At 72.8% G+C, this 20750-nt stretch carries 20 protein-coding genes; 4 read left to right on the plus strand and 16 right to left on the minus strand.

Features of this window, described 5'->3' with window-relative positions:
• Positions 1 to 101: 101 nt before the first annotated feature.
• Complete coding sequence (locus BM076_RS22690; RefSeq protein WP_093715511.1) at positions 102 to 1058, plus strand: 1-phosphofructokinase family hexose kinase; 957 nt, start codon at positions 102 to 104, stop codon at positions 1056 to 1058.
• 23 nt (positions 1059 to 1081) lie between these two features.
• Here BM076_RS22690 and BM076_RS22695 read toward each other — a convergent pair whose 3' ends face one another.
• Positions 1082 to 2131, minus strand: a complete 1050-nt coding sequence (locus BM076_RS22695) for a carbohydrate-binding protein (RefSeq protein ID WP_093715512.1) — start codon at positions 2129 to 2131, stop codon at positions 1082 to 1084.
• Positions 2132 to 2360: 229 nt separating this feature from the next.
• Here BM076_RS22695 and BM076_RS22700 point away from each other — a divergent pair, with 229 nt between their 5' ends.
• Positions 2361 to 3296 carry an SAM-dependent methyltransferase gene (locus BM076_RS22700; RefSeq protein ID WP_093715624.1) on the plus strand — a complete coding sequence of 312 codons (936 nt, stop codon included), beginning with the start codon at positions 2361 to 2363 and terminating at the stop codon, positions 3294 to 3296.
• Positions 3297 to 3308: 12 nt separating this feature from the next.
• On the opposite strand, the gene BM076_RS22705 is transcribed toward BM076_RS22700, so the two are convergent.
• Positions 3309 to 4292, minus strand: a complete 984-nt coding sequence (locus tag BM076_RS22705; RefSeq protein WP_093715513.1) for an NAD-dependent epimerase/dehydratase family protein — start codon at positions 4290 to 4292, stop codon at positions 3309 to 3311.
• Between the two features lie 100 nt (positions 4293 to 4392).
• On the opposite strand from BM076_RS22705, the gene BM076_RS22710 reads away from it, so the two are divergent.
• Both BM076_RS22710 and BM076_RS22715 read left to right on the plus strand, forming a co-directional pair.
• Positions 4393 to 5535: an NADH-quinone oxidoreductase subunit D gene (locus BM076_RS22710; protein ID WP_407640694.1), complete on the plus strand. Its 1143-nt coding sequence runs from the start codon at positions 4393 to 4395 to the stop codon at positions 5533 to 5535.
• 78 nt (positions 5536 to 5613) lie between these two features.
• Positions 5614 to 6498, plus strand: a complete 885-nt coding sequence (locus BM076_RS22715) for a sigma-70 family RNA polymerase sigma factor (RefSeq protein ID WP_322936133.1) — start codon at positions 5614 to 5616, stop codon at positions 6496 to 6498.
• Positions 6499 to 6847: 349 nt separating this feature from the next.
• Here BM076_RS22715 and BM076_RS22720 read toward each other — a convergent pair whose 3' ends face one another.
• The 14 genes from BM076_RS22720 to BM076_RS22785 form a co-directional block, all read right to left on the minus strand.
• Positions 6848 to 7840, minus strand: coding sequence for a hypothetical protein (locus BM076_RS22720; protein ID WP_093715515.1), 993 nt, complete (start codon positions 7838 to 7840; stop codon positions 6848 to 6850).
• 200 nt (positions 7841 to 8040) lie between these two features.
• Positions 8041 to 8487: a rhodanese-like domain-containing protein gene (locus BM076_RS22725; protein WP_093715516.1), complete on the minus strand. Its 447-nt coding sequence runs from the start codon at positions 8485 to 8487 to the stop codon at positions 8041 to 8043.
• Complete coding sequence (locus tag BM076_RS22730) at positions 8487 to 8999, minus strand: cupin domain-containing protein (protein ID WP_093715517.1); 513 nt, start codon at positions 8997 to 8999, stop codon at positions 8487 to 8489. The genes BM076_RS22725 and BM076_RS22730 overlap by 1 nt, the downstream gene beginning before the upstream one ends.
• 514 nt (positions 9000 to 9513) lie before the next feature.
• Positions 9514 to 10005 carry a DUF3180 domain-containing protein gene (locus BM076_RS22735; RefSeq protein WP_093715518.1) on the minus strand — a complete coding sequence of 164 codons (492 nt, stop codon included), beginning with the start codon at positions 10003 to 10005 and terminating at the stop codon, positions 9514 to 9516.
• Positions 10006 to 10118: 113 nt separating this feature from the next.
• Positions 10119 to 10706: a 2-amino-4-hydroxy-6-hydroxymethyldihydropteridine diphosphokinase gene (gene folK / locus BM076_RS22740; RefSeq protein ID WP_093715627.1), complete on the minus strand. Its 588-nt coding sequence runs from the start codon at positions 10704 to 10706 to the stop codon at positions 10119 to 10121.
• Positions 10707 to 10723: 17 nt separating this feature from the next.
• Positions 10724 to 11083, minus strand: a complete 360-nt coding sequence (gene folB, locus BM076_RS22745; protein WP_093715626.1) for a dihydroneopterin aldolase — start codon at positions 11081 to 11083, stop codon at positions 10724 to 10726.
• 152 nt (positions 11084 to 11235) lie between these two features.
• Positions 11236 to 11742 carry a nuclear transport factor 2 family protein gene (locus BM076_RS22750; RefSeq protein ID WP_093715519.1) on the minus strand — a complete coding sequence of 169 codons (507 nt, stop codon included), beginning with the start codon at positions 11740 to 11742 and terminating at the stop codon, positions 11236 to 11238.
• Positions 11739 to 12602, minus strand: coding sequence for a dihydropteroate synthase (gene folP / locus BM076_RS22755; RefSeq protein ID WP_093715520.1), 864 nt, complete (start codon positions 12600 to 12602; stop codon positions 11739 to 11741). The genes BM076_RS22750 and folP overlap by 4 nt, the downstream gene beginning before the upstream one ends.
• Positions 12603 to 12646: 44 nt before the next feature.
• Positions 12647 to 14491: a phosphatidylglycerol lysyltransferase domain-containing protein gene (locus tag BM076_RS22760; RefSeq protein WP_093715521.1), complete on the minus strand. Its 1845-nt coding sequence runs from the start codon at positions 14489 to 14491 to the stop codon at positions 12647 to 12649.
• A 138-nt stretch (positions 14492 to 14629) separates the two neighbouring features.
• Positions 14630 to 15238, minus strand: a complete 609-nt coding sequence (gene folE / locus BM076_RS22765; protein WP_093715522.1) for a GTP cyclohydrolase I FolE — start codon at positions 15236 to 15238, stop codon at positions 14630 to 14632.
• 124 nt (positions 15239 to 15362) lie between these two features.
• Complete coding sequence (ftsH, locus tag BM076_RS22770) at positions 15363 to 17417, minus strand: ATP-dependent zinc metalloprotease FtsH (RefSeq protein ID WP_093715523.1); 2055 nt, start codon at positions 17415 to 17417, stop codon at positions 15363 to 15365.
• Between the two features lie 246 nt (positions 17418 to 17663).
• The gene (gene hpt, locus BM076_RS22775; protein ID WP_322936138.1) at positions 17664 to 18218 is read right to left on the minus strand and encodes a hypoxanthine phosphoribosyltransferase; all 555 of its coding nucleotides are present in this window, start codon (positions 18216 to 18218) and stop codon (positions 17664 to 17666) included.
• A gap of 57 nt (positions 18219 to 18275) precedes the next feature.
• Entirely contained in the window at positions 18276 to 19271 is a 996-nt protein-coding gene (gene tilS / locus BM076_RS22780; protein ID WP_093715525.1) for a tRNA lysidine(34) synthetase TilS, read from the minus strand.
• 171 nt (positions 19272 to 19442) lie between these two features.
• Positions 19443 to 20639, minus strand: coding sequence for a zinc-dependent metalloprotease (locus tag BM076_RS22785; RefSeq protein WP_093715526.1), 1197 nt, complete (start codon positions 20637 to 20639; stop codon positions 19443 to 19445).
• Positions 20640 to 20750: the final 111 nt, after the last annotated feature.

Genomic DNA, 20750 nt, shown 5'->3' on the forward strand with positions numbered 1-20750 from the left:
GCCGGTTTTCATCCGGATACCCGTGGGATTCCCGCTAAAAGCTGCGTAACGGCGGTCGGCTCGCTCTGGGCCGACCGCCGGACTTTTGCCAGAATCATCAGGTGATCATCACCGTCACGCTGAACGCCGCCCTCGATGTGACCTATCGGGTCCCCTCGCTGCGCCCGCACACCACCCATCGCGTCACCCACACCGCGGAACGCCCCGGCGGGAAGGGACTCAATGTGGCCCGCGTGCTGGCCACGCTGGGCCTGCCCGCCGTCGTCACCGGCTTCGTCGGCGGCCCGGTCGGCGGCGAGCTGCGCGAACGGCTCGCCGAGCGGGCCGCCACGTACGACGGGCTGCTGACCGACGCGCTGATGCCGATCGCCGGCACCACCCGCCGCACGGTCGGCGTCGTGGACGACACGACCGGCGACACCACGATGTTCAACGAGCCGGGGCCGACGGTCACCGCGCGCGAGTGGGGCGCCTTCCTGGAGCGCTACCGGGAGCTGCTGGCCGACGGGCGGACCTCCGCGGTGGCGCTGTGCGGCAGCCTGCCGCCCGGACTGCCGGTCGGCGCGTACGCGGAGCTGGTGCGCGAGGCGCGCTCTGCGGGGGTGTTCGTGCTGCTGGACACCAGCGGGGAGCCGCTGCGCCGCGGTCTTGCCGCCCGCCCGGACCTGATCAAGCCCAACGCGGTCGAGCTGACCGGGCTGACGGGCTTCGCCGAGCCCGCGCGGGCCGCGGGTGACGCCCGGCGGCGCGGCGCCCGCGCGGTGGCCGCCTCGCTCGGCGAGGAGGGCATGCTGGCGCTGACCGAGGAGGGCGCCTGGCGGGCGCTGCCGCCCGCGCGGCTGGCGGGCAATCCGACCGGCGCGGGCGACTCCGCGGTGGCCGGGCTGCTGTCCGGGCTCGCGGAGGGCCTGCCGTGGCCGGACCGGCTGGCGCGGGCGGTCGCCCTGTCGGCGGCGACGGTCGCGGCGCCCGCGGCCGGCGAGTACGACCCCGCGGTCTACGCCGAGCTGCTGGGCCAGGTGAAGGTGGTGCCCGCGGAGCCGGGCGCGGCGGACTGAGCGGCGGCCCGGCAGCCCGGGCCTTACTTGGTGACCTGGCCCTGCTTGAGCTGGAACTGGTCCAGGTTGACCGCGCACTGATTGCCCTGCTGGCAGCTGAGCGAGACGGTGTTGGAGCCCTTGTTCAGGTCGATCCAGGAGTAGGTGTGGTTGTGCCACGCCTTCGCCCAGTCGGTGTAGTCGCCGTAATTGCGCAGGTTGACGGCGTCGGTGCGCGGCTTGCCGTTGACCGTCAGGGTGAGCGTGGCGTCGTCGCCCGCGTTCCCGTAGTACGTGAACAGGGTGTACTGGCCGTCCTCCGGCACGTCCACGGTCCAGGTCACGCTCGCGCCGACCTGCGTCATGTGGTCGACGTACTTGCCGCCCGCCGCGCTCGCGCCCTCGTGCTCGGTGCTGGTCTGCGCGCCGCCCGCCAGGACGAGCGTGGACGCGTCGGTCAGTTTGGAGTCGAACGGGGTCGGCTCCGCGGAGGCCGACGGCGTCGTCTGGCTGGGCGCGGCCGACGTCACCGGCGTGGTCGGCTTGTCGCTGGCCTTGTCCTTGTCGTCGCCCGAGCCGTTGGTCATCGCGAAGGCGATCCCGATGGCGACGGCCGCGACCACCGCGACGGCGCCGATCAGCAGACCCTTGCGGCCCGGCGCTCCGCCCTGTGGCCCGTCACCGCCCGCGCGCCTGCTGTACGGCGGCCCGGGCGGCTGCTGCCGGCCGTCGTAGCCCTGCTGCTCGTGGCCGCCCTGGTCGTAGCCGCCCTGCTCGTACCCCTGCCGACCGCCGCCGTACTGCTGCTGCTGGGGCGGGCGGCCGTACGCCTGCTGCTGGGCCTGCGTCTGCTGCGGCGGGTAGCCGTAGCCGGACGGGGACTGCTGCTGCGGGTAGCCGTAGCCCGAAGGGGACTGCTGCTGGGGCGGCTGCGGGCGCCGCTCACCGACCCGCTGCACCTGGTGGTGGGAGGTACGCGGCATGCCCGGCTGCTGCCCCGCGGCCGGATCGGCCGGCGCCTCGCCGTCCTCCGACCGGTAGAGATACGCGAACGGGTCGTCGTTCTCAGGGGTGCCGTCGTTTCCGGCAGTCATCCGCTGTCCACTCCCTCACTGCACTGCACTGCACATACGCTGCACACGCCGTCGCGGCGCCTGTGGTATCCCAGGAACAGTACCGGGCCCGAGTGACACACCGCTCAGACCTTCGACGCTTCGCCAGGTCAGGACGGTTCCCCTGTGAGCAGGCACACCCCGGCCGACACGTACCGTTAACCCCGTGGACGGGCAGTGGCGGGAAGCGTGGGTGCCGTGGCGGGCCGCGATGGAGCACGCCCTGTACGGGCCCGGGGGCTTCTTCGTACGGGAGCGGCCCGCGGCGCACTTCCGCACCTCCGCGCACGCCTCGCCGCTGTTCGCCGCCGCCGTCGCCGAGCTGCTGACCCGGGTCGACGCGGCCCTCGGCCACCCGGCCGAACTGACCTTCACCGACATGGGCGCGGGCCGCGCCGAACTGGCCACTGGGGTGCTGGCCGCGCTGCCGGCCCCGGTCGCCGCCCGGGTCCGGGTGCACGCCGTGGAGCGCGCGCCGCGGCCTGCCGGGCTCGACCCGCGGATCGTGTGGTGCGCGGAGCCGCCGCGCGGGGTGCGCGGGCTGCTGCTGGCCAACGAATGGCTGGACAATGTGCCGCTCGACATCGCCGAGACCGACGAGGCGGGCGTGCCGCGCCAGGTGCTGGTCCGCCCGGCGGACGGCGCGGAGCGGCTCGGCGACCCGGTGACGGGCGCGGACGCCCGCTGGCTCCAGCGGTGGTGGCCGCCGTCCGCCGAGCCCGGGACCAGGGCGGAGATCGGGCGGACCCGGGACGCCGCGTGGGCGGCGGCGGCCGGCTCCCTGGACGCGGGCCTGGCCGTCGCCGTCGACTACGCCCACACCCGGGCCGGCCGGCCGCCGTACGGCACGCTCACCGGCTACCGGGACGGCCGCCAGGTGCCGCCCGTCCCGGACGGCGGCTGCGACCTGACCGCCCATGTCGCCCTCGACGCCCTCCCGGGCACGGCCCGCACCCAGCGCACCGCCCTGCGCGCCCTGGGCGGCCTCCCCACCCGCCCGCCGCTCTCCCTGGCCACCACGGACCCGGCCGCCTACGTCCGCGCCCTGGCGGCGACCGGTGAGGCCGCCGAACTGACCGCGCCGGGCGGCCTCGGCGGATTCACCTGGCTGACGACGGCGGTGGGCATCGACGACGTGCTCGCCTGATCCGGCGGGCGCTCAGCCCAGCTCCGCCCCCAGTTGTGCCAGGAGCGCCGCCTCCTTCTCCGGGGCGAGGCCGACCGTCGGGCGGTCGGGGCGCTGGGGGGCTGTACCGCCGATGGAGCCGAGCCAGGACCAGGTGTCGGCGACCGTCTCGCGCACCGGGCGGCAGGTCAGGCCCGCGGCGAGCGCCTTGGACACGTCGCCCTGGTGGAGGGTGTCGTGCAGCTCGCCCGGCGGCAGCCAGACCGGCAGCTCGGTCCAGGGCGCGATCCCGGCGGCCTCGACCGCCTCGGGTGCGGCCCAGCGCAGGACGGCGTCGGAGCCGGTGACCTCGACGCAGGTCTCCAGCAGCTCGCCCATCGTGGTGTGCCCGGACGCGCTGACGATGTTGTAGGCGCCGCCGAGCCGCCGCTCGATCGCGTCCAGCGCGAAGGCGGCCAGGTCGCGCGCGTCCACGTACTGCAACGGCAGGTCGCGGGGGCCTGGCGCGAGGACGTCGCCGCCGCGCGCGATCCGGGTCAGCCACCACGGCAGCCGGCCGATGTTCTCGTACGGGCCGAGGATCAGCCCGGCGCGCAGCAGCAGCGCCCGCTCGCCGAACGCCTCGACGGCCGCCAGTTCGCCGCCGCGCTTGACCGCCGCGTAGTCGTCGCCCTCCGGCTCGACCACGGGCGCGTCCTCGGCCGCGTCCGGCGCCGTCGGATACGTGTACACCGACCGAGTGGACACGTACGCGTACGTCTCCACCCGGCCGCGCAGCGCCTTGGCCGCCGCCTCGACGGCCGCGGGCGCCCCCGACCAGGTGTCGAGCACCGCGTCCCACTCCCCCGCCGCCAGCGCCGCCAGGTCCCCCTCCCGGTCCCCGGCCAGCACCGTCACCCCGGCCGGCGCCGGGTGCCGCCCGCGGTGAAAGACCGTCACCTCCCAGCCGCGCCGCAGCGCGTCCTCCACCACGGCCCGCCCCACGAATTCCGTCCCGCCCAGCACCAGTAGCCTCATCCCCCCACCCTCCCCCGCCCGGGCGGGCCCGGGAAAGGCGCTCACGCTCTCGGCGAATCCGCTGACGGCGTAGCGCCGGGGGCCTGAGAGGATGGGCCGTATGACGGAGACCACGATCGGAGTCGGCGGGGCCGCCGAGGGCACCGACATGGTGCTGAACATCGGGCCGCAGCACCCGTCCACGCACGGGGTGCTGCGGTTGCGGCTGGTGCTGGACGGGGAGCGGATCCGCAGCGCCGAGCCGATCGTCGGGTACATGCACCGGGGCGCGGAGAAGCTGTTCGAGGCGCGCGACTACCGGCAGATCGTGATGCTGGCGAACCGGCACGACTGGCTGTCGGCGTTCTCCAACGAGCTGGGCGTGGTGCTGTCGGTCGAGCGGATGCTCGGCATGGAGGTGCCCGAGCGCGCGGTGTGGACGCGGACACTGCTGGCCGAGCTGAACCGGGTGCTGAACCATCTGATGTTCCTCGGCTCGTACCCGCTGGAGCTGGGCGGGATCACGCCGATCTTCTACGCCTTCACCGAGCGGGAGAATCTCCAGCACGTGATGGAGGAGGTCTCCGGCGGCCGGATGCACTACATGTTCAACCGGGTCGGCGGCCTCAAGGAGGACCTGCCGCACGGCTGGACGGGCCGGGCGCGGCAGGCGGTCGCCGGGGTGCGGTCGCGGATGGGCCGCTTCGACGACCTGGTGCTGGGCAACGAGATCTTCCGCGGGCGCACCCGCGGGGTCGGGGTGCTCTCCCGCGAGCACGTGCACGCGTACGGGGTCAGCGGGCCGATCGCGCGCGGCTCCGGCGTCGACTTCGACCTGCGGCGCGACGAGCCGTATCTCGCGTACGGGGAGCTGGCCGACACCCTCAAGGTCGTCACCAGGACCGAGGGCGACTGCCTGGCCCGCTTCGAGGTGCTGCTGGAGCAGACCCACAACGCGCTGGACCTCGCGGACGCGTGCCTGGACCGGCTGGCGGAGCTGCCGCAGGGGCCGATCAACCAGCGGCTGCCGAAGGTCCTCAAGGCCCCCGAGGGGCACACCTACGCGTGGACCGAGAATCCGCTCGGCATCAACGGCTACTACCTGGTGTCCAAGGGCGAGAAGACGCCGTACCGGATGAAGCTGCGGTCCGCGTCGTACAACAACATCCAGACGCTCGCGGTGCTGCTGCCGGGCACGCTGGTCGCGGACATGGTGGCGATCCTGGGGTCGATGTTCTTCGTGGTCGGCGACGTCGACAAGTAGTGGGCGGGGGCGGCCGGTCACATCGGCGGCGTCCGGTACGTCAGTGCGCTGACGACCGCTCGACGGAGGACGTGAACGATGACCGACCCCATGGACGACAAGGACCTGCTGGCGGCCCGCTTCGAGGCCGACCGCGCCCACCTGCGGGCGGTGGCCTACCGGATGCTCGGCTCCACCGCCGAGGCGGAGGACGCGGTGCAGGAGGCGTGGCTGCGGCTGAGCCGGTCCGACACCGGTGACGTCCGCAATCTCAGCGGGTGGCTGACGACCGTCGTCGGGCGGGTCTGCCTGGACATGCTGCGGTCGCGCCGCAGCCGCCGCGAGGAGCCGCTGAGCGCGCCCGAGGCCGCGTACGGCGACGGGGAGGCCGTCGAGCCCGAGCAGCAGGCGATGCTGGCCGATTCGGTCGGGCTCGCCCTGCTGGTCGTCCTGGAGACGCTGGAGCCCGCCGAGCGGCTCGCCTTCGTCCTGCACGACATGTTCGGGGTGCCCTTCGACGACATCGCGCCGATCGTGGACCGCACGCCGGTCGCCGCCCGGCAGCTCGCCAGCCGGGCGCGGCGCCGCGTCCAGGGCGGCGGTTCCGTCGCCGACCCGGACCAGGCGCTGCGGCGCGCGGCCGTCTCGGCTTTTCTCGCTGCCGCTCGTGACGGTGACTTCGAGGCTCTGGTCGCCGTGCTCGACCCCGACGTCACCGTCCGGGCCGATGTTCCCGGGCGGCCCGGGGTCACCTCCCTCATCCACGGTGCCGCCACCGTCGCCCGCGGCGCCATCACCTACGGTGCCTTCGCCCGTGCTTCCGGTCCTGTCCTCGTGGACGGGCTCTACGGTGCCGCTCTCGGTGTCGGCACGCCCGAGGCCCGCGTCCTCGTCTTCGCCATCACCGACGCCGGCCGCGTCGCCGCCGTCGACATCATCACGGCCCCCGACCGCCTCGCCACCCTCGACATCCGTCCAGCCTGATCCCTCTCCTCCGGAGTGGGGTGCCCGAATAAGGGCGCGGCCCCTGTACCCGCACCTCTGCGGAGGAGGGTGCCCCTCCAGAGGCGCGGGGACGCGGCGCGGCGCTTGCGGAGAAGGGTGCCCGATAGGGGCGCGGGGAACTGCGCGCTCAGCCCGCGCGCGCCTTCAGGCGAAAAACCGCCCCCAGCGGGGCAGACGCTGTTGTTTTTGCGACCACCGGGCCGGTGGGGGCTGAGCGCGCAGTTCCCCGCGCCCCTAAAAGACCTGACTCCCGCACTCCGCAGGAGACCTCACGCGCCCCACCCCGGAGGGGCGGCGCCCCATTTCGCGGGGGCACCGCGAACCAGGCTCAAGCCTGGGCGCGGAGCTCCGACATGTCGAGCTGTTCGGTGTCGTCGTGGGCCGTGAGGTCAATGACCTCGGGTTCGGCGGCGGCAGCCGCCTGCTCGGCGAGGGCCTCGTCGCCGACGACGTCGTCGAGGTCGGCCACATCGGCACCGTCGGAAGCGTCGGAGACGTCGGAAGCGGCTTCGGAGCCCGCCGGCTTCTGGGTGCCGAAGAAGTCGAAACCGCCGATGGCACGGCCCCCCTTGGCGGAGGCGGAGGCGGCGCCGCGGTAGGGCAGGACCGCGGCGGCGACGGCCGGGACGAGTCGGTGCTCGCGGACCGGCAGGCCGGCCGGGGAGGTGGCGGGGGTGTGGCCGTCGGCGGAGTGCCGCCCCTGCGGCTCCTCGGGGGCGGCGGCGTCGCGCCGCCGGGCGTCCTCGACGGTGCGCTGCGCCTGCTGGCGGGCCGCGTTCCGGCCGAGGTCACGCAGCGCCTGATCGGCCTTGAGGAAGGCCGCCGGGCCGACCGGCGAAGCGCCGGTGAGGGCCAACTGCGAGGGTGCCGCTTCGAGTTGGAGCTGGCGCCGGCTCTCCAGCGCGCGGGCCCGCTCGCTCTCGGCGGTCGCGTACCGCCGCAGCAGATCGGCGTGTTCCGTGCGCAGCCGCGCCAATTCGGCGCGCTTGCCGCGGAGTTTCTTCTCCAGCCGCCCGCGTATCTCGCGCGACTCCTCGAGATCCGTCTCGAGTTCGGCGGCCCGTTCGTCGGTGCGCCATTCCTCGCGCACCCGCGCGGCCTCGAGTTCGGCGACCGTACGGCCGGCCGAGCGGTCCCAGGTGCGGGCGAGCGCGGAACCGGCGCACGCGGCGACCGCGGTGGCGACGGTGATCACCCGGAGCGTGCCCGTATCGGCGGAGAACAGGGAGGCGGCGGCGAGGACCACCGCGCTGCCGGCGACGGTCAGCGGCGGCAGCATCCGGTGCAACGGCGGCGAATGGCGGTGGCGTCCACGGGGCATGGCCAGAAATTTAGCGTGTGCGAACGACCTGTGGGGAGGCGGCCCCCCAATATCCGGTGAGATTCTCACGCGGAATCGGCCACCGAATACGGAGGGCATTCACCGTGGCACGATGTGTCCCCAATGTGCCGTTGGTGAATGCCCTCGTCGTACCGCTCAATCGATCATGAAACGCGAAGTGTCAAGATCGGAAAGCGACTTCAGGTGGCCGGCGGACCGAATTCCTCCGCTTCCGCGATGTGCGGGGTCGGCGCCGTCGGCTCGCCGGTCGGCGCGGTGACCGGCAGGCCCGCCGCGCGCCACGCCTGGAAACCGCCGTCCAGGTCGGTGGCGGCGCGCAGCCCCAGGTCCTGGAGCGTGGCGGCGGCCAGCGAGGACGCCCAGCCCTCGTTGCAGATCACCACGACCGGCTGGTCGTAGGAGGTGACCCGGGCGAGGCGGTGGGTGCCCACGGGGTCGAGCCGCCACTCCAGTTCGTTGCGCTCGACGATGACGGCGCCGGGGATGGTGCCGTCGCGGTCGCGCAGCGCGCCGTAGCGGATGTCGACCAGCAGGGCGCCGTCCTCCTCGGCGGCGCGCGCGGCGGCCTTCGCGTCCAGCCGGCGCAGCCGGGCGCGGGCCGCCGCGAGGTGCTCCTCCAGCGCCATCACCACTCCTCGGGGCGCTCGACGATTTCCAGGCGCAGCGTGCTGCCCTTGCGGCTGTAGCGGCGGATCAGCGGCAGCGGCGGGTAGTACGCGTGCACCGAGACGGCGTGCGTGGCCGGGGAGTTGTTGGTGACCTGGTGGACGTGGTTGCGGCCGAAGGCGCGTCCGACGCCTTCGGGCAGCACGCGCTTGCGGTCCAGGCCCTCGGCCAGTTCCAGCGAGCGCCAGCCCTCGGAGGGCAGCGGCACGGACAGCGACTGCTCGGTCAGCTCGCCGGCGGCGGTGACGAAGACGCCGTACGAGCCGCCGTGGTCGTGCCAGCCGGTCTCGGCGCCGGGCGGCCAGCCGATCAGCCACGCCTCGCAGCCGCCGGGGCCTTCGAGCCGCACCCAGGTGCGGCCTTCGGGGTCGAGCGGCAGATTGCCGACGACCGCGGGGTCGGCGGCCACGGAACGGGCGAAGTCCAGCAGGTCGGCGGCGGTGGGCGCCGTGGGGGCCGGGGCCGTGGACACGGCACCGGAGTCGGCCGGGGGGACGGCCGTGGAGGCAGCCGTGGATTCGGACGAAGGTTCGGACGAAGGGACAACGGAGGACAAGAGACACCACCCTGAATACGCGGCGTCGGCGGAAGCAGTGCCGGCGTCAGGTACGTGCAGGGAGCACCTACACCCGTACGCGGCAGCGGACGGGGATACGTACGGAGATCAGACCGGGGCTGCGCCTAGGACGCGGAAGGGGAAAGATGAACGACGCTCGACGGAGGCGCGCTTCAGCGCGCGGTCGTACAGATGCAGCCCGCGTACCGGACGAGGTCCAGGTGGACCTTCCGGTGCAGATGCCATCCGGGTTCGCTCACGTAGCGGACTGAACCATGTCACCCGCCCGCCGGTCAAGCCGATCATCCAAGGGGTGGCGCCGGGCCCGTCAGGACCGGGATGCGTGGGGCGCGTGTCGTCTCACGATGTGGATGGGGCGGTCCGGTGAGGGCGCGGTGAGAGCGGCGGGCGGGCGCGGCGGACGTACGCGTCAGCGCCGGTGCGGGGTCGCGTGCGGCACCGTGTCGTCGTCCTCGGGCAGCCGGCAGACCCGTTCCAGGAAGAGGGCGGCGGCGATCACCGCGACCCCGGCGACGACCGCGAGGCCCGCGTAGATCGCCTGCTGGCGGCGCGGATCCTGGTCCAGGTCGTACATCACCAGGTAGAGGCCGGTGCCGCCGTACATGCCGACGACCAGGGCCGCGACCAGGGCGCTGGCCTGGCCGAAGACCACCGCGCGGGCGGCGGCCAGCGGGTCGACGCCCTTGGCGCCGGGGCTCCGCTCGCGCTGGGCGTTGAGCCGGGCGCGCAGCGACAGGGCGGTGGCGAAGAGCGCGACGGCGATCAGCGCGAGCACGATCGGCGCGGCGACCGGCACCCCGGGCAGCGTCCCGACGTGGTCCCACAGCCGGGCCCCGGCCCATGAGAGCACGGCCGCGACCGCGAAGAGCCCCGCCAGTGTCCTGATCCGCAGCGTCCTCACCGAGCGCCCGCCTCCACTTTCTTTCCGGTCCCGCCGTATTTCTGTCCGGTCCCGCCGTACGGCACCCTTTGCGCGCGTCCGCGGCCGTCCGCGGTCCGCACGTCCCCCAACGATTACTCGGGCAGCCGGAGTTCCACGTCCGCGCGCCGGCGCACCCCCGAGGTGCCGACGGATTCGATCAGCGCGGCGACCGTGCCGTGCCCCGGCACCTCCGCCGCCGGGTCCACGTCGTGCCAGGGCACCAGGACGAAGGCGCGCTCGTGGGCCCGCGGGTGCGGGAGGGTCAGCGCCGGGTCGTCGGACGTCACGTTCTGGTACGTGATGATGTCGACGTCGATGGTGCGCGGCCCCCAGTGCTCGGTGCGCACCCGCAGATACGCCTCCTCGATGGCGTGCGCGCGCTCCAGCAGCGACTGCGGCGGCAGCGTCGTGCGGACCAGCGCCACCGCGTTGAAGTAGGCGGCCTGCGAGCCCTCGGGGACGCCCCACGGCTCGGTCTCGTACACCGGCGAGACGGCCTTGACCCGGACGCCCGGGGTGTCCTCCAGCGCGTCCACGGCGCCCTGAAGGGTCTCCAGGCGGTTACCGAGGTTGCCGCCGAGGGCGATCACGGCGGTCTTGGGGTTGTTCAGCGTGAAGTCCGCGGCGTCGACCTGCGCGACCACGGACGCCGGGACGGGCTGCACGGTGGGGTCGGTCACCGGCTCCTGGGGGGAATTCACGGGCGCCTCCGGGTGATGGTCACGGTCACGTCGTCGAAGGGCACGGTGATCGGGGCGTCGGGCTTGTGCACGGTCACCTCGACCTCCCGCACCACCTCGTGCGCCAGGCAGGTGTCGGCGATGCGCTGGGCGAGCGTCTCGATGAGGTCGACCGGCTCGCCGGTGACGACGGCCGCGACCTCCTCGGCGACCACACCGTAATGCACCGTCCTGCTCAGGTCGTCACCGGCCGCCGCCGGGGCGGTGTCCAGGCCGAGCACCAGGTCGACGACGAAGATCTGGCCGTCCTCGCGTTCGTGCTCGAACACTCCGTGGTGGCCCAGGGCCCTCAGGCCCCGCAGGGTCACGCGATCCACGAACTCACTCCCGCCGGTCGATCGGTCATACGGTCGTACGTCATGCCGCGGGGTCGTGCGGGCGTGCGTCACGTCGTACGTCATGCGGTCGTACGCCGTCGTCCCGCCCCGCGGCCGGCTCCGAATCTACCGTCGGTCACCGACAGGGCCGGTCACCCGGCCAGGCCCTCGCCGTCCCCGTCCGGTCCTTCGCCGGCGCCCGCGCCGTCACCGTCGGACTCGTCGTCCTCCTCGGCGAGCACCGGGGAGCCGTGGTGCACCCACATCCGCCAGCCGTCGGCGGTGCGCCGGAAGACATTGGTGGCCACCACCAGGCCGCCGACGAGCGAGCCGGCGGAGCCGTCCTCCTCGGCCGGGCCGCCGGTGAGGATGTTCTCGGTGCAGGTGACCACCGCGCTGTCGCCGTCCACGGCGACCTCGACGTCGGTCAGGAAGAACTGGATGTAGTCGGTGTTCGCCATGATCAGCGCGTAGGACCGCATGACCTCGCGGCGCCCGCGCAGCACCGGCCAGCCGGGGTGCACCACGGCGACCGACTCGGCGAGCGGCCCGTCCAGCACCACCGCCTCCAGCGCGTCCAGGTCCGAGGTCTCCACCGCGTCGTAGAACGCCTGATTGGCCCGCTCCACGGCGCGGGCCTCGGCGGTGCGCGGCGTCACGCGCCGGCCGCCTCGATGGCGCGGGCCACCCGGACCGCGTCGGCGCTTGCGTGCACCTCGTGGACGCGGACCGCCCAGGCGCCCTCGCGGGCGGCGATCGCGGTGACGGCGGCGGTCGCCGCGTCGCGTTCCCTGGCGGGCGGCGGCGCGCCGTCGTCCCCGGCCAGCACCCGGCCGAGGAACCGCTTGCGGGAGGCGGCGACCAGCAGCGGGCGGCCGAGGGCGCGCAGCTCCCGCAGATGGGCCAGCAGCGTCAGGTCGTGGCCGGCGTCCTTGGCGAAGCCCAGGCCCGGGTCGAGGACGATCCTGGCGGGGTCGATGCCGCCCGCCACGGCCCGCTCCAGGCCCGACCGCAGTTCCGCGACGACCTCGCCGAGGACGTCGGCGTAGACCGCGCGGTTGTTCATGTCGATGGACTGGCCGCGCCAGTGCATGACGACGAAGGGCACCCCGGCGGCGGCGACCGCCGGGACCATCGCGGGGTCGGCGAGGCCGCCGCTGACGTCGTTGACCAGCCGGGCGCCGGCCGCGACGGCCTGTTCGGCGACCGAGCCGCGCATCGTGTCGACGCTGACCAGCGCCCCGGCCGCGGCCAGTTCCCTGACCACCGGCACGACCCGGCGCAGCTCCTCCGCCTCGTCGACCCGCTTGGCGCCGGGCCGGGTGGACTCGCCGCCGACATCGACCAGATCGGCGCCCTGAGCGACCAGGTCGAGGCCGTGCTTGACGGCCAGCTCCGGGTCGAACCACCGCCCGCCGTCGGAGAACGAGTCGGGCGTGACGTTCACCACGCCCATGACCGCGCAGCGGTCCCACTCCGGCAGTCCGACGGGCCCGCTCCGGGCCTGCAACGTAACCATGCGCCCAGCGTAGGGGCTGGGGCCGGTCCGCAAGGTCGCGGCATTCAGGCGACGGCGCTCGGTTCGCGGTGGTCCACCGCCGTCGCGTAGCCGCTCTTGTGCCGGTGCGGGGGCCGCTTGGCGCGTCCGGGCAGGAAGCGCTGGACGGCGGCGGGCAGCGGCAGGGACAGGGTGACGAAGCCCTCGGCCTGCATGATGGCGAAGCCGATCCTGGGCAGGTCACGGGAGTTGGGGAACACCAGGAAGCGCGGCACCCACTCGGGCTGGAACTTCGCGTTGAACTTGTACAGCGACTCGATCTGGAACCAGCGGGACAGGAAGACCAGCAGCCCGCGCCAGCCGCGCAGCACCGGGCCCGCGCCGATCCGTTCGCCGCGGGCCAGCGCCGAGCGGAACATCGCGAAGTTCAGCGACACGCGGGCGACGCCGAGCGCGGACGCCTGCTGGAGCGCGGCGACGATCAGCAGTTCGTTGAGCCCGGGGTCGGCGGCCCGGTCGCGGCGCATCAGCTCCAGGGACATGCCGTCCGCGCCCCAGGGCACGAAGTGCAGCACGGCCCGCAGGTCGCCGAGTTCGGGGTGCGGCGCGCCCTGCTCGCGCTCCTTGTGGGCGGTGACGACGACGCAGTCGCCGTCCAGCTCCTCGCCGAAGCGGCCGAGCGCCATGGAGAAGCCGCGCTCGGTGTCGGTGCCGCGCCAGGCGTCCGCGGCCAGCCGTACGCGGTGCTTCTCGTCCTCGGTCAGCTCCCGCACCCGGCGGACCCGGCACACGTACCCGGAGCGCTCGATGCGCTTGACCATCTGGCGGACGTTGCGCATCGCGCGGCCGGTGAGGGTGAAGTCGGCGGTGCGGACGATCGCCTCGTCGCCCAGCTCCAGCGCGTCCAGGCCGGTCTCGCGGGTCCACACCTCGCCGCCGGTCTCGCTGCACCCGACGACGGCGGGCAGCCAGGCGTGCGCCCGGGCCAGCTCCATGAACTGCTCGATGGCGCCGGGCCACGCCTCGACGTCGCCGATCGGGTCGCCGCCGGCGAGCATCACGCCGGACACCACGCGGTAGCAGACGGCGGCCTTGCCGCTGGGCGAGAAGACCACGGACTTGTCGCGGCGCAGCGCGAAGTGGCCGAGCGAGTCGCGGGCGCCGTGCCGGGCCAGCAGGGCGCGCAGCCGGTCCTCGTCGGCCTCGCTCAGCTCGGCGACCGGCCGGGCGGGGCGCAGCACGAGATACGCGGTGGAGGCGGCGATCAGCAGGCCGAGGCCGCCGAGCGAGTAGCCGACGACGTCGCCGACCCGGTCGCTGGTGTACGCCACGGGGCCGGAGACGCCGAACAGGCCGTACAGCACGTGCTGGCAGCGGTCGAGGAAGCCGGGGCTGCCGCGCTCGGAGCTGGGGTGGGCGCTGGTGATGACCAGGCCGAGCGCGAAGGCGCCCAGCGACAGGCCGACGAAGTTCAGCGCGGCCCGCCAGCGGGTGCGCGGGTCGGACAGCGCGGTGAACTCGGCCCGGTAGCCGATCAGCACGCCGAGCAGGCCGAGCGAGACGACGGCGCCGAAGCCGGAGTGCCGGTAGATCAGTTGGGTGGCAGCGCCGACCGGCAGCAGCACCACGGCCGCCCACCAGGCCCGTGACTTCCCGCGCTTGAGCGCGTGCGCGAGCATCAGCAGCAGGATGCCGGTGACCACGGAGGTCGCGGCGGCCAGCGAGCTGACGGTGCCGGGGAAGACCGCGGCCATGTGGTGCATCCGCCCGTTGCGGAACGCCGGGAAGACCGCGGAGACCACGTCCAGCAGGCCGATCACGGCCGCGGCGGTGCCGAGGATCCCCGGCACGGCGGAGGGCTTCAGCCGCCAGCGGCGCGAACGCGAGGCACAGGCACGGTCAGCGGACATACACGTCACCAGGGTCCATTACGAGCGAGTGAGTGGCGCCCTGTAGGACGCGGAACTCTGTTTAAGGGTTCCGTCGTGGGCAACGCAACTGTGACAGTCGCGGCCCGTTCATGTAACGGCCGGAGCGTAGGGGATCGCTCAGCCGCGCCCGATGATCAGGCTCATCGCCTCGGCGCGGGTCGCGGAGTCGCGGAGCTGGCCGCGGACGGCGGAGGTGATGGTCTTGGCGCCCTGCTTGCGGACCCCGCGCATCGTCATGCACATGTGCTCGCACTCGATGACGACGATGACCCCGCGCGGCTCCAGGATACGCATCAGGGCGTCCGCGATCTGCGTGGTGAGCCGCTCCTGCACCTGCGGGCGGCGGGCGTATACGTCGACCAGCCGGGCCAGCTTGGACAGGCCGGTGATCTTGCCGCTGGTGGACGGGATGTAGCCGACGTGCGCGACACCGACGAACGGCACCAGGTGGTGCTCGCAGGACGACATCACCTCGATGTCCTTCACCAGCACCATCTCGTCGTGCCCGAGGTCGAAGGTGGTGGTCAGCACGTCCTCGGGCTGCTGCCACAGGCCGGCGAATATCTCCTTGTACGCCCGGGCCACCCGCGCCGGGGTCTCCCGCAGGCCCTCGCGGTCCGGGTCCTCCCCCACCGCGTACAGCAGCTCGCGCACGGCCGCCTCGGCCCGCTTCTCGTCGAACTCGCCCACGGGGCTGTCGCCGTCGATCGTCACGGGATCGGTCATGATGCCTCGTTCCTCCGAAGTTCGCCGAAGTTCACCCGAAAAACGGCAGCGGCCCCAAGGTTAAAACCCTGGGGCCGCTGCCTGCATTCCGGGCCGGGCCCGGACTTCCCGCTGGTGGGGGCGGTCAGCCCTCCGGAGTGCCGTCCTCGGGACGGTCGACCGGCTCGGCGACGGGGGGCTTGGCCGTGGAGACCGAACCCGACGTGATGCCGTTGGCGGGCTGCGCCCCGTTGGTCAGTGCCAGCTCCTTGGGAGAGAGCACCGGCGGACGGGTGGACGGCGTACGGCGGGCGGACCCGGTCCAGGCCGGACGCGGGGGACGCTTCACGATCGGAGCGAAGATCTCGGCGATCTGCTCCTTGTTCAGCGTCTCCTTCTCCAGCAGGTTGAGGACCAGATTGTCCAGGACGTCCCGGTTCTCGACCAGGATCTCCCACGCCTCGTTGTGCGCCGTCTCGATGAGCTTCTTGACTTCCTCGTCCACCAGCCCGGCGACCTCTTCCGAGTAGTCGCGCTGGTGACCCATCTCACGGCCGAGGAACGGCTCGGAGTTGTCCGAACCGAACTTGATCGCGCCGAGCCGCTCGGTCATGCCGTACTGCGTGACCATGGCACGGGCGGTCGCGGTGGCCTTCTCGATGTCGTTCGACGCGCCGGTGGTCGGGTCGTGGAAGACCAGTTCCTCCGCCGCCCGGCCGCCCATCATGTAGGCGAGCTGGTCGAGCATCTCATTGCGCGTCGTGGAGTACTTGTCCTCGTCGGGCAGCACCATCGTGTAGCCCAGCGCCCGGCCGCGGGACAGGATCGTCACCTTGTGCACCGGGTCGGAGTTCGGCGAGGCCGCCGCGACCAGGGCGTGTCCGCCCTCGTGGTACGCGGTGATCTTCTTCTCCTTGTCCGACATGATGCGGGTGCGCTTCTGCGGACCGGCCACGACGCGGTCGATGGCCTCGTCGAGCACCGCGTTGTCGATGACCTTCTTGTTGCTGCGCGCGGTGAGCAGCGCCGCCTCGTTGAGCACATTGCTCAGGTCGGCGCCGGTGAAGCCGGGGGTGCGGCGGGCGACGGCCATCAGGTCGACGTCCGGGGCGACCGGCTTGCCCTTCTGGTGCACGGCGAGGATCTCGACGCGGCCCTGGAGGTCCGGCGGGTCGACCGCGATCTGCCGGTCGAAGCGGCCGGGCCGCAGCAGTGCCGGGTCGAGGATGTCGGGCCGGTTCGTGGCGGCGATCAGGATCACGCCGCCCTTCACGTCGAAGCCGTCCATCTCGACCAGCAGCTGGTTGAGGGTCTGCTCGCGCTCGTCGTGACCGCCGCCGAGGCCCGCGCCGCGGTGCCGGCCGACGGCGTCGATCTCGTCGACGAAGACGATCGCCGGGGCGTTCGCCTTGGCCTGCTCGAACAGGTCGCGGACGCGGCTGGCGCCGACACCCACGAACATCTCGACGAAGTCGGAGCCGGAGATCGAGTAGAACGGCACGCCCGCCTCGCCCGCGACGGCGCGGGCCAGCAGGGTCTTGCCGGTACCCGGGCGGCCGTACAGCAGCACGCCCTTGGGGATCTTGGCGCCGACGGCCTGGAACTTGGCGGGCTCCTGGAGGAATTCCTTGATCTCCTGGAGCTCCTCCACCGCCTCGTCGCAGCCCGCCACGTCGGAGAACGTCGTCTTGGGGGTGTCCTTGGTGATCAGCTTGGCCTTGGACTTCCCGAACTGCATGACGCGCGAACCGCCGCCCTGCATCTGGTTCATCAGGAAGAGGAAGACCACGACGATCAGCACGAACGGCAGCAGCGACAGCAGGATGCCGACGAAGGCGTTCTGCTTCGACGGCGAGACGGTGTAACCGTCGGGGATGGTGGTCCCCTTCACCTTGCCGTCGACGATGTTCTGCAGCTCGGCGGCGATCGCGGCGCCCTGGTCACCGATGTAGCTGGCCCGGACCTTGGAGCTGCCCTCGACCTTGACCCCGTCGCGGAGCTGGACCTTGATGGAGTTGTCGTCGCCCGTCGTCAGTTCGGCGGACTTGGCCTGGTTGGTTTCGATCGCATGTAGAACCTCGCCGGTGTCCACCGTCTTGTAGCCGCCGCCTGATCCGACGACCTGCATCAACACGACCACGGCGAGGACAGCCAGCACGATCCACATGACTGGCCCACGGAAATAGCGCTTCACGTCCATCCATGCGGGGCGAACTCGCCCCGTCCCTCCTGCCACAGTGAGGCACCGCCGCCTGCTGGCCGCGCGTGCGTGCCGGTGTATGACCCGACCTTCGGACGGTACCTCAGCATTGTCACCCGAGGTTGCCGCCGACCGTTAACAATCCCGCTTTCCCCTGCTCCAACGGCGGGAAACCGGCCCTGGTTCCCGCGGCCGAACGGGGTGTGTGCGACGTCTCGGCGGACGCCGCTGCCTGCGGGCCTGCGGTCAGCCACCGTAGACGTGCGGGGCGAGCGTCCCCACGAAGGGGAGATTGCGGTATTTCTCGGCGTAATCCAGGCCGTATCCGACGACGAATTCATTGGGAATGTCGAAGCCGGTGTACTTCACGTCGATCTCGACCTTGGCCGCGTCGGGCTTGCGCAGCAGCGTGCAGACCTCCAGGGAGGCCGGGCCGCGCGAGCCGAGGTTGCTGATCAGCCAGGACAGGGTGAGCCCGGAGTCGATGATGTCCTCGACGATCAGCACGTCGCGGCCGGCGATGTCGGTGTCCAGGTCCTTGAGGATGCGGACGACGCCGGAGGACTTGGTGCCGGCGCCGTAGGAGGACACCGCCATCCAGTCCATCGTGACGTTGGCGGACAGGGCACGGGCCAGGTCCGCCATCACCATCACGGCGCCCTTGAGGACACCGACGATCAGCAGGTCCTTGCCCGCGTAGTCCCGGTCGATCTGCGCGGCCAGCTCGCTGAGCTTCGCGTCGATCTCTGGCTTGGAGATGAGCACCTTCTCAAGGTCGGCGCCCATGTCTTTCTCGTTCACTGCGCGGTATGTCCCTCAAGTAGTCGGCTCCCGGGTCGCCGGACGACGGCGGCAGCTCTACGACGGCGAGAACACCAGTCTGCCATTGGCCCTGCGCGCGGCGACGCCGCCCGGCAGGTTGAGGGCCTTCTGGCCGTGCCAGTCGGTGACCAGCCGGTCGACCTCCTCGATGTGCCGGGCGAAGAGGAAGCCGGGGGGCGAGCCGGCGGCGATCGCGGCGCGGCGCAGCACCCGGCGGCGTACGGCGGCGGGCAGCGCGTACAGCCGCAGCGCGTCCAGGCTGCCGTCGTCGCCCGCCGCGTCGGCCTGGGCGTCGGCGGCCCACTGGTCGAGGGCGTCGGCGTCGTCCCGGGAGAGCTGGGCGGTACGGGCCAGGGCCTCGACGACGCCCTTGCCGAGGGACTTCTCCAGGACGGGCAGCGCCTCGTGGCGCACCCGGGAGCGGGTGTAGGCGGGGTCGTGGTTGTGCGGGTCCTCCCACACGGTGATGCCCTGGGCGAGGCATCCCTTGCGCACGGTGTCGCGGTCAAGCAGCAGGAAGGGGCGGCGGTAGCGGCCGCCGGTGCCGGAGACGGCGGCCATCCCGGACAGTGACCGGGTGCCGGAGCCGCGGGCGAGGCCGAGGAGCACCGTTTCTGCCTGGTCGTCACGGGTGTGGCCGAGCAGGACGGCGGCGGCGCCGTGGGCTTCGGCGGTGGCGTCCAGCGCGGCGTAGCGGGCGTCCCGGGCGGCGGCCTCGGGCCCGCCCTGGCGGCCGACGGTGACGCAGACGGCGTCGACCGGGTCGAGGCCGAGGCCGCGCAGGCGTCCGGCGACCTCCTGGGCGCGGAGGGCGGAGCCGGCCTGGAGGCCGTGGTCGACGGTGACGGCTCCGGCGCGCACCCCGAGTCTGGGGGCTTCGAAAGCGAGGGCGGCGGCCAGCGCCATGGAGTCGGCACCGCCGCTGCACGCGGCGAGCACCAGGGGGTGCGGGTCGGTGGACGCGGTGAGGACGTCGTGCAGGACGCGGCGGACCGCCAGGCGTATCGCCGCGACCGTGGGATGGGGGCCCATGTCCGGTTCCCTCCTGAGGAGGCTGTGAGAAGCGCGCCGAAGTGACGCAGGGTATCCAGATGGTGACAGAAGCTCGGGGCTTACCCGAGCATCGCACGCGCTACCCTGCGGCTACGGTCCCTCGGACGGGTGAACCGGGCGGCGTACCGGCCTTCCCGGGCGGTGCCGTCCTCACGATTCGCTACGGCTGTGCACCCGCGCGACCCACTCCGCGGGTTTGGCGATCTCCGATTTGGTGGGGAGGGTGTTGGGCGAGGTCCACACCCGGTTGAAGCCGTCCATGCCGACCTCCTTGACGACGGCGCGCACGAAGCGCTCGCCGTCGCGGTACTGGCGCAGCTTGGCGTCCAGGCCGAGCAGGCGGCGCAGCGCCTGGTCGAGCCGGCCGGCGCCGCTGGCCCGCCGCTGGCTGAACTTCTCCCGGATCTCCGCCACCGACGGCACCACGTCGGGGCCGACGCCGTCCATCACGTAGTCGGCGTGGCCTTCGAGCAGCGACATCACGGCGGTGAGCCGGGCCAGGATCTCGCGCTGGGTGGGCGTCTGGACGAGGTCGACCAGGCTGCGGCCGTCCTCGTCGCGCGACGCGCCGTCGGCGGCCCCGGCGGGATCCGCGGCGTCTTCTTCCTTGCCGCCGCCGGAGCCGGTGAAGGACTGCACGGCTTCGCGGACCCGTTCGATGACGGTGGAGGCGTCCAGTTCGGTCTCGCCGAGGAAGGACTGGATCTCGTTCTCGATGTGGTCGCGCAGCCAGGGCACGGCGGAGAACTGGGTGCGGTGGGTCTCCTCGTGCAGGCACACCCACAGCCGGAAGTCGTGCGGGTCGACGTCCAGTTCGCGTTCGACGTGCACGATGTTGGGCGCGACCAGCAGCAGGCGTCCGGCGCGGGACTCGCCGGGTCCGGGCTTGGCCGGTCCTGCGGGCAGTTCGCGGGTCGGCGGCGCGAAGGTCTCGTACTGGCCGAGCACCCGGGAGGACAGGAAGCTCAGCAGCATGCCGACCTCGACGCCGGTGACCTTGCCGCCGACGGTGCCGAGCACGACGCCGCCGGGGCCGCCCGGGCGGCGCGACTGCATCTTGCCGAGCAGCGGCTTCATGATCTCGCGGAAGCCGGCGACATTGGCCTTCACCCAGCCCGCGCGGTCCACGATGAGGACCGGTGTGCCGTGCGGGGGCACCTCGGCGTCCCCGTACATCCGGGTGAACGCCCGCACATGTGCTTCCGACTCCTGCGCGTGCGCGCGCAGCTCCGCCACGATGGCGCGGGCCTCGTCCCGGCTCACCTCAGGCCCCGGGCGCGTCAACCGCTGCGCGGTCGCCACGGCGAGGTTCCAGTCGACCATCTCGCTTCCACCGATGCTCGTCATGCCTTCACGGTACGTTGCCGCCCCCGTTTTGGGCTGCCCCACCAACAGGTTGCCCCTGCTCCGGGATCGCCGAGGGGGTACTTCGCGGTCGCCCGGGGGTCGCTTCCGGCG

The organism is Actinacidiphila alni (assembly GCF_900112845.1).
Lineage (GTDB): Bacteria > Actinomycetota > Actinomycetes > Streptomycetales > Streptomycetaceae > Actinacidiphila > Actinacidiphila alni.